This window comes from Nocardia arizonensis (genome assembly GCF_001310275.1).
Lineage (GTDB): Bacteria > Actinomycetota > Actinomycetes > Mycobacteriales > Mycobacteriaceae > Nocardia > Nocardia arizonensis.
The window spans coordinates 1-7,860 of the sequence record NZ_LGYZ01000115.1 but is presented as its reverse complement, the minus strand read 5'-3'; the positions used below and the strand labels follow the sequence as shown (position 1 = coordinate 7,860).

The 7,860-nt window shown below is 69.3% G+C and carries 5 protein-coding genes; 4 read left to right on the top strand and 1 reads right to left on the bottom strand.

Annotated elements, in window-relative coordinates; translation table 11 throughout:
• Nucleotides 1-177: 177 nt before the first annotated feature.
• Nucleotides 178-822, bottom strand: coding sequence for a hypothetical protein (locus tag APZ21_RS26070; protein WP_054815919.1), 645 nt, complete (start codon nt 820-822; stop codon nt 178-180).
• 474 nt (nt 823-1,296) lie between these two features.
• Between APZ21_RS26070 and APZ21_RS26065 the strand changes: the two genes are divergently transcribed.
• Genes APZ21_RS26065 through APZ21_RS33330 form a run of 4 tightly spaced genes read left to right on the top strand, consistent with a single transcriptional unit; the run spans nt 1,297 to nt 7,362 of the window.
• Nucleotides 1,297-2,223 (top strand): hypothetical protein, encoded by a 927-nt coding sequence (locus APZ21_RS26065; protein WP_022567156.1) that lies wholly within the window; start codon nt 1,297-1,299, stop codon nt 2,221-2,223.
• Nucleotides 2,220-2,618: a pilin gene (locus tag APZ21_RS26060; protein WP_204249161.1), complete on the top strand. Its 399-nt coding sequence runs from the start codon at nt 2,220-2,222 to the stop codon at nt 2,616-2,618. Before APZ21_RS26065 ends, APZ21_RS26060 begins: the two co-directional genes overlap by 4 nt.
• 2 nt (nt 2,619-2,620) lie before the next feature.
• Nucleotides 2,621-4,492 carry a TrbL/VirB6 family protein gene (locus APZ21_RS26050; protein ID WP_156371337.1) on the top strand — a complete coding sequence of 624 codons (1,872 nt, stop codon included), beginning with the start codon at nt 2,621-2,623 and terminating at the stop codon, nt 4,490-4,492.
• Nucleotides 4,489-7,362, top strand: coding sequence for a PrgI family protein (locus APZ21_RS33330; RefSeq protein WP_019045706.1), 2,874 nt, complete (start codon nt 4,489-4,491; stop codon nt 7,360-7,362). The genes APZ21_RS26050 and APZ21_RS33330 overlap by 4 nt, the downstream gene beginning before the upstream one ends.
• The last annotated feature ends 498 nt before the right edge of the window (nt 7,363-7,860 follow it).

Genomic DNA, 7,860 nt, shown 5'->3' with positions numbered 1-7,860 from the left:
TGCGCGGTGGGCGCGGTCTGCGCGGTGGCCCACACCGACACCGGCGCGACCGCCGGGCCGGTCTGTGCGGGGGTGCCGGAGTCGATGTCGGCGGTGGCGGTGGCGGTGGTGGTCGGTTCGAGAGTCATCGGGGCGTCCTTCGCGTGAGAGTTGCGGTGGGGCAGAGGGCGGATGGGCTCAGCCATGGGCGGGCTGGAGGAAGACGAAGACGTCGGTGTGCGCGACGGTGTGGCGCGCGTTGCCCGAGGGAGCCGGGGTGGGAGTCGCGGTGACGATCTGCCCGGAGATGGGGGCGGCGATGATGTGCTGGAGGTAGAGCAGATCGGCGGCTTGAGCGGCAGCCACGACCGATCCGGCCGGGTCGAACAGGATCCCGGAGTCGCTGTGTCGGCAGCGGGAGATAACGACCAGCAACCCGCCCATCGCGAGGACTTCGGTCGCGAGAGCGGTGATGTGCTCGGCGGCGGCGATCGGGTCGAGATGATCGGCGAGCAGGCTCGCGACGACCAGATCCACCGGCTCGCCCGTCCACGTTTGGTTGGCGGGGGCGTCGAGTCCGTGGCGTCCCAGATCGCCGATCGTGGACAGTGCGGCGGCGGTGTCGGGCTCGATGATCCGCAACGCCCCTCGGGTGACGGGGGCGGGCCAACCGAGCAGCATCACTCGCGCGCCGGGCGCGGAGAATTCGGTGATCGTGTGGACCAGAGCCCGATCGGGCCAACGGTCGTCGGGATCGAGCGGCTCGGACCCCAGCGCCCACAGGGTCGAGGGGACGCGCACGGCGGCGGAGGTGGAACGGGGTCGGCGGGAACTGGCGGGCATTGTGGCCTCCTGAGCGAGAGAGCGGTGTGTACTCGCTTACTTCCGCCAAAAAGCCGAAATCGGGACACGGGTGCCCGATATTTTTTCTGAGAATTTCCTGAGGCTGAAAATTGGGCCCGGGGAAGGCGGTCCGTTCACTGGGGTTAGGAATTTTTTTGAGAATTTTTGTGCTGGGTTGCCGATGAGGTGTTGCGCACTATCCGGAAACTATCTGAAACATATCCGGTTCATATCCTGGCTCTATCCGCACCTTCACAAGTGCAGGTAGGAGTACATATCCGGGCGGATATCCGGTGGTCTGGTGGCGGCGTGGCGAGCGATAGCGAAATATTCGCCAATCCGCGCAGGATATGACTTGGATATGTTTCAGATAGGGTTTGGATAGGTTTTGGATAGGGTTTGGATGCGTTTCGGATATGGGTGCGAGGTGTCCTTGCGAGGTCGGAAGTTCTCGACCGAACAAGGAGATCTGTAGTGACGAATTCACACGTAGCGACATATGCGGGACCGGGCGGAAAGCCGGGCTCGCCGCTGGCGGTGGTGTGGGCGGGCTTCGACCGGATGGCCGCCGAAACCCTGCCCGCCGACCCGCGCCCGGTGCCTACCTCGCAGCCCGACCCCGCCACCCCGGTGCCGACGTGGGGGCAGTTGCGCGAGCGGCTGTGGCACCCGGCCACCCCGATGGCAGAGGTCGACACGATCTGGGTGTGGCTTCTGCAACGGGTCCGCGCCCAGGAGGCTGACGCGATGCTCGTCTGCGCTGGGCTGGCCGCGCCGATGCTGTCGCGGACCGCCAGTGAGTGCGTGACCTCGAGCCACACCGTCCGCCACGACATCGAGTCCGAAATCCTGACCGCGTTCCTGGCCCATCTCCCGCGCGTCGGCCTGGACCAGCCGGGGGTATGGCATCGGCTGCGTTGGGGTGCCTACCGTGCGGCTCTCGCGGCGGCAACTGGTCAGCGAACCAGCGTGACCATCGTCGGAGACCTCGACCGTGACCTGGCTGCGCTGGGGGAGCAGGGCCAGGCGATGGTGTCGGAGCCGGGGCACCCCGAAACGGTGCTGGCCGATGCCGTGGCCGCTGGAGTGATCTCCGCCGACGCGGCCGAACTCATCGCCGCGTCACGGTGGGAGGGCCGGTCACTGACCGCCTTGGCCGCTGAACGTGGTGTGTCGCTGTGGAAGTTGCGCAAGCAGCGGCCCCGCGCCGAACGCGCTCTGCTCGCATGGCTGAACGACCGTGCCCGCGACGTCGATCCCGAGCGCACCAGCCCGGTCGAGGCGGCGGCGGTCACCGCCCTCGCACCACCGGATCGGTCACCGCGGCGAGGTCGCCGGCCGAACCGGCACTCGGTCACTCCAGCACCGTCGAGCATCGAGCACGGGCAGGTGGCGGCATGAACACCATCCAGGGACATCTCGACCAGACGACGCCACGGTCAGCTCGGCGCGCGCGGCATTGGCTGCGGGTGCTCGCGGTCGCGGCCACGAGCATGGTGCTGCTGGTACTGATCACCGGATCCGCTTCGGCGACACCACCGAACACCGATGTGCTGGCCATCGCCTCGTCGTTGGGGGAGGTCATCGACAACGCCCGCAACTGGCTGGTGGGCATCCTGGCCGGGCTGGCGACGTTGTTCTTGACCATCGCCGGAGCCCGCTACCTGCTCGGCGGCGGCGACCCCAGCGAGATCGAGAAAGCCAAAACCGCCTTCCGCGCCGCGTGCCTGGGATACGCGCTGGCGATGCTGGCCCCGGTCATCGTCGCCGTGCTCAAGTCCATCATCGGAGCCTGACCGTGACCACCTCGGCCCAGGCACCCCCGGCACCCGCCCGGTTCACACCGGCCGCACGCATCGCTGCCGCCAGCGCAGCGGCGGTGCTCGCCGCGGTCCTGATCGCGCTCACCAGTTCCGCCGATGCCGCCGCCCAACCCGCCACCCCAACACCGGCCCCGCCGGTGACCACCGCACCGGCCACACCCGCCCCGACAACCCCTCCACCGACCACCACAACCCCACGCCGTTGGGTGACACCACCCTCGACCACCACCCCACCGACAACGACCGCGCCCGGCACGACAACGGCACCCGGATCCGGTTCTGGCTCGGGGTCGGCGGAGTGCGGGGTCACCAACATCAACGGTTGTGTGGAGAACGCCGTCGACGGGTTCTTCCAGCGGATCGTGGAGACCTCGCTCAACCCGCTGCTGGAACTGCTCTCGCACACCCTGCTCACCACACCCGAACCCGGGGAGATACCCGAGATCGGGGCTCTGTGGAATCAGTCGTGGCAGATCGTGGTCGCGCTCTACGTCCTGGTCGTGATGGCCGCAGGTGTGCTGTTGATGATGCGCGAGACCGTCCAAACCCAATGGTCCATCCGCGAACTCGCCCCCCGCTTGGTGATCGGGTTCGCGGCCGGGGGATTGAGCATGATGATCGCCACCGCCGGAATCGGTTTCGCCAACACCCTCGCCGGTGCACTGGCCGGAGACGGTGTCGACTCCGGATCGGCCGCCGACGCGCTGTCCGAGCTCGCATTCACCAGCCACCAGAGCCGAGGCGTGTTCGTGCTGCTGCAACTGGCGCTGTCGGTGATGCTGTTGGTGCTGCTCATCTCCTACGTCGTGCGGGTCACGATCACGATCCTGCTCATCGTGGGCGCGCCCCTGGCGTTGATGTGTCACGGGCTGCCCGGCCTCGACGGCATCGCCCGCTGGTGGTGGCGCTCCTTCGCCGCGTGCCTGGCGATCCAGGTCGTGCAATCACTGACCTTGGTGACCGTCCTACGGGTCCTGCTCACCCCCGGCGGCTGGCACCTCTTCGGCCCCGACACCAACGAGATCGCCGACCTCACCGTCGCTTTGGCGTTGATGTTCGTCCTGATCAAAACACCGATGTGGCTGTTGTCGGTGCTCAAGATCGGGCAAGGCCGCTCGTTCCTCGGGTCGATCGTGCGCGGGTTCATCGCCTACAAAACCCTCGGCATGCTCAAAGGAGCCACCTCGAGCAGCGCCCGTACCGCTGCCTCGGGGGCATCGGCACGGCGACCTCCTCGCCCTGCCCGCGCCCCACGAGCACCTCGCACCGCCGCCAGCAGTGGGCCGCCCGATCCGTACGCGCGGGTGCGCTCGACACGAGACGGGCAGCTCATGCTGCCCCTGGAAGGAGTCCGCCGGGTCGCCAGGCAACCTAGCCCAACACCGGCCGAGGCGACCGGCACTCCACCGCCGCGTCCCACCCGGTCGGCGAGGGGACGCCAGCTCGCGCTCGACTTCACTCCGCCGGACCCGTACCGGGGGATCCGCGCCGGGGCCGGGGGACAGTACCCACTCCCGATCCCCGTGCGCCGCGTCCGCACGACACCGGCGGCCCCGGCCCCGCCACCGGAACGCCCCACCCCTCGACGGCGGACCGAACAGCTCGCCTTCGACTTCACCGAACCCACCCCGCCCGACCCGTACGCGCGTCTTCGCCCGACGCGCAGCGGCCAGTACCCGCTGCCGTTCCCCGTCACCCGGGTCAAACCCGCCCCACCGCCACCGAACCCACCACCACCCGCACCGGCCCCGGCACGTCCGGCGGGGCGGCAGCTGCATCTGCCAATGCCCGATCTGCCCGTGCGCCGCCGCGCGCCTCGCGCCCCGAGAGGAGGAAACCTCCAGTGAGCACCATCGTGCGCATTCCCGCCGACGTCGACCGCTCCGACCGGCTCCTCGGTCCCTTCACCGCCCGCCAACTCGCCGTCCTCGCCACCACAGCCGTCCTGCTGTATTCGACCTGGGCCGCCGCCCGAACCGTGCTGGCTCTGCCGGTGTTCGCCGTCGCCGCTGCTCTGGTGTTCGTCGTCGTCGCGGTCGCGGTGCTCACCCGCCGCGACGGCTTGTCAGCCGACCTGCTGCTCGTGGCAGCGATCCGCCACCGCCTTCGGCCGCACCGCCTGGCCAGGACCCGCGTTCAGGCCCACCCGAAATGGATCTCCCGTCGCAGCACCAGAACCCGCTCGCAACCGCCGACACCGGCTCTGTTGACCGCGCAAGCGGCGCGACTCCCGAAGTCGGTGTCTGCCAGCAGTGGGGGAGGCGGTGACGTCGCCGTGATCGACCTCGGCGCCGACGGCCTCGCTGTTCTCGCGGTCGCCGGGACCCTCAACCTGTCGCTGCGGACCCCGGCCGAACAAGACAGCCTCGTCGGCCAACTCGCGGGCTGGCTGCACACCCTGCGCCAACCCGTGCAGATCCTGGTGCGCTCGGCGCGGCTGGACCTGACCGAACACATCACCGGCCTGCACACCGCCGCATCCCAGATGTCGGCCGACCTCGCCGCGGCAGCCCTCGACCACGCCGACCACCTCGCCGACCTGGCCGCCCGCGAAGACCCGGTGCACCGGCAAGTCCTGCTGATCTGGCGCGAACAGACCGCGTCCCTCGCTTCCACCGGATTGCGTGCACGGCTGCCCGGCCGGAAACAGGCTCAGCGCACGCTCTCGGGTGGCGCGCGCCGCGCCGCCGAGTCCCGGCTCCTGCGCCGGATGAACGAAGCCGCCGATGTCCTGCACCCACTGGGAATCTCGGTCACCGCACTCGACAACGACGCCGCCACCGCCGTCCTGACCAGCTGCACCAACCCCGAGAGCCTCGTCTCGCCCGCCGCCGACATCACCACCGCCGACACCGTGATCACCACCGACCCCGACACCCCGACCCCGGACCCGTTCGCCGGGGAAGGACTCGACCGGTTCGCCCCGGAGTCCCTCACCATCGGCACCCGGCACCTCGAAATCGGATCTGACTGGAGTGCGACCCTCGCAGTCACCGGATACCCGCGCGAGGTGACGGCCGGCTGGCTCGCACCACTTCTCTCGCACCCTGGGCGAGTCGAGGTCGCCGTGCACGTCGAGCCCGTCGACCCGGCCACCGCCGCCACCCGGCTGCGCCGCCAGCAGGCCCGCCTCGAATCCTCCCGGATGCATGATCTCGGCCGGGGCCGCCTGACCGACCCGCAGGTCGACGTCGCCGTCGAGGACGCCGCAGACCTCTCGGCCCGCGTCGCCCGCGCCGAGGCACGCCTGTTCCGGGTCGGGGTGTATCTCACCGTGCACGCCGCTTCGGAAACCGAACTGGCCGACGAGGTGGCCGCAGTGCGGGCGCTGGCGGCGAGCCTGCTTGTGGACACCTGCACCCTGTCCTACCGGGCAGCTCAAGCCTGGGTGACCACGTTGCCTCTCGGGCTCGACTTGATCCGGGTCCAGCGGACTTTCGACACCACCGCCCTCGCCGCGGCATTCCCCTTCGACTCACCCCAACTCCCCGCCGTCGACCCCGCCCAGGCTGCCCGACCCCAGGGAGTCCTATACGGCCGCGACGCCGCGTCGGGGTTGTTGTTCGTGGACCGTTTCGGGCATGAGGCGCACAACCACAACCTCGTCGTGCTGGGACGTTCGGGCGCGGGCAAGTCGTATCTGGTCAAAACCGAGATCCTTCGGGCGTTGTATCGCGGGATCGAGCAGGTCGTGATCGATCCCGAAGACGAATACCGCCGCCTCGCCGAGTCCGTGGGCGGCACCCACATCCGCCTCGGCGCACCCGGGGTGCGGCTCAACCCGTTCGATCTGGAAGTCCACACCCGATCCGACGGCCGCCGCAGCGCACCAGCCGATGGGCTCACCCGACGCAAGCTGTTCTGCCACACCCTGATCCAGGTGCTGCTGGGAAACCAGAACGCCGCGCAACGGGCGGCCCTGGACGCCGCGCTGGCAGCCACCTACACCGCCGCCGGGATCACCGACGACCCCACCACCTGGACCCTGCCCGCGCCCACGCTGAGCGGACTGCGTGATCAGCTCGGCCAGCTCGGCACACCCGCTGGGGCCGAGCTGGCTGCCGGGCTGCACCCCTACACCGGGCAGGGAGCCTATGCCGGGCTGCTCGACGGGCCCACCACCACCGAACCCGAGGGTGGGCTGATCGTGTTCTCGCTGCGGGAGCTGCCCGACGAGCTGAAAACCATCGGCACCCTGCTCGTGCTGGACCTCACCTGGAGGCGGGTATCGAACCCAGGCCAGCGTCGGCCTCGCATGATCACCGTGGACGAGGCATGGCTACTGCTGCGCGAACCTGCCGGAGCCGCATTCCTGTTCCGAGCGGCGAAGAGCTTCCGCAAACACTGGGCCGGACTCACCGTCGCCACCCAGGACTGCGCGGATGTGCTCTCGACCGATCTGGGGCGCGCGATCATCTCCAATGCCGCGACCCAGATCCTGCTGCGCCAGGCACCTCAAGCCATCGACGAGGTCGCCACCGCCTTCCACCTCTCCGACGGCGAGCAACAGTTCCTCCTCTCCGCCGCACGCGGTTCGGGACTTCTCGCGGTCGGCGGCGACCGCGCGGTATTCGGGTCGCTGGCCTCGGCCACCGAGAACGCGCTCATCACCACCGATCCCGGCGAACTAGCAGCGGCCACGGAATCGCAGGACACCGAAGTCGGCATCGACTCCGACGAGACGGCCCACGAAACAGTCGACCGATGGGCGGCGTGAACCCGCCTCCGCTGCCCGCTCCGTCGCCAGCGGCGGAATCGTTGCCGGGGGACGGTGGCCGGTCAAGGACCACGCCGCGCCGGTCCGCGCGTCTACCCCGCCAGAACGGCGCTGGCCGCCGGATGCCGTGGTTCGGCATCCCGGGTGGGGATGCGGGCGGTCATGGCGGCAGAAACGGTGCAAGAGAAGACATTTGACGCCGTGGCCGCTACGGAGCGTTCATGGACCCCGCTGCACAGGGATCCGGACGGTTCCCGAGACGTGCCACAACCCACCAAACAGCCACCACCGCACACGTTTTCGGAGCGTGTGGTAGCCGGAGAAGGAGAACGATCCATGGACGAGGAATTCTCGGATGAGGCCGTGGTGATCCCGCTGAACAAGCGCGCTCGCCGCTCGCACACCGGCGACGAGGTGCCGGGGCACGTCGACGCCCGCGTGGGTGAACTGACGGCCTCGTTCCAGATCCGCTACGTCAGCGGGGCCGAAGCCAAACAT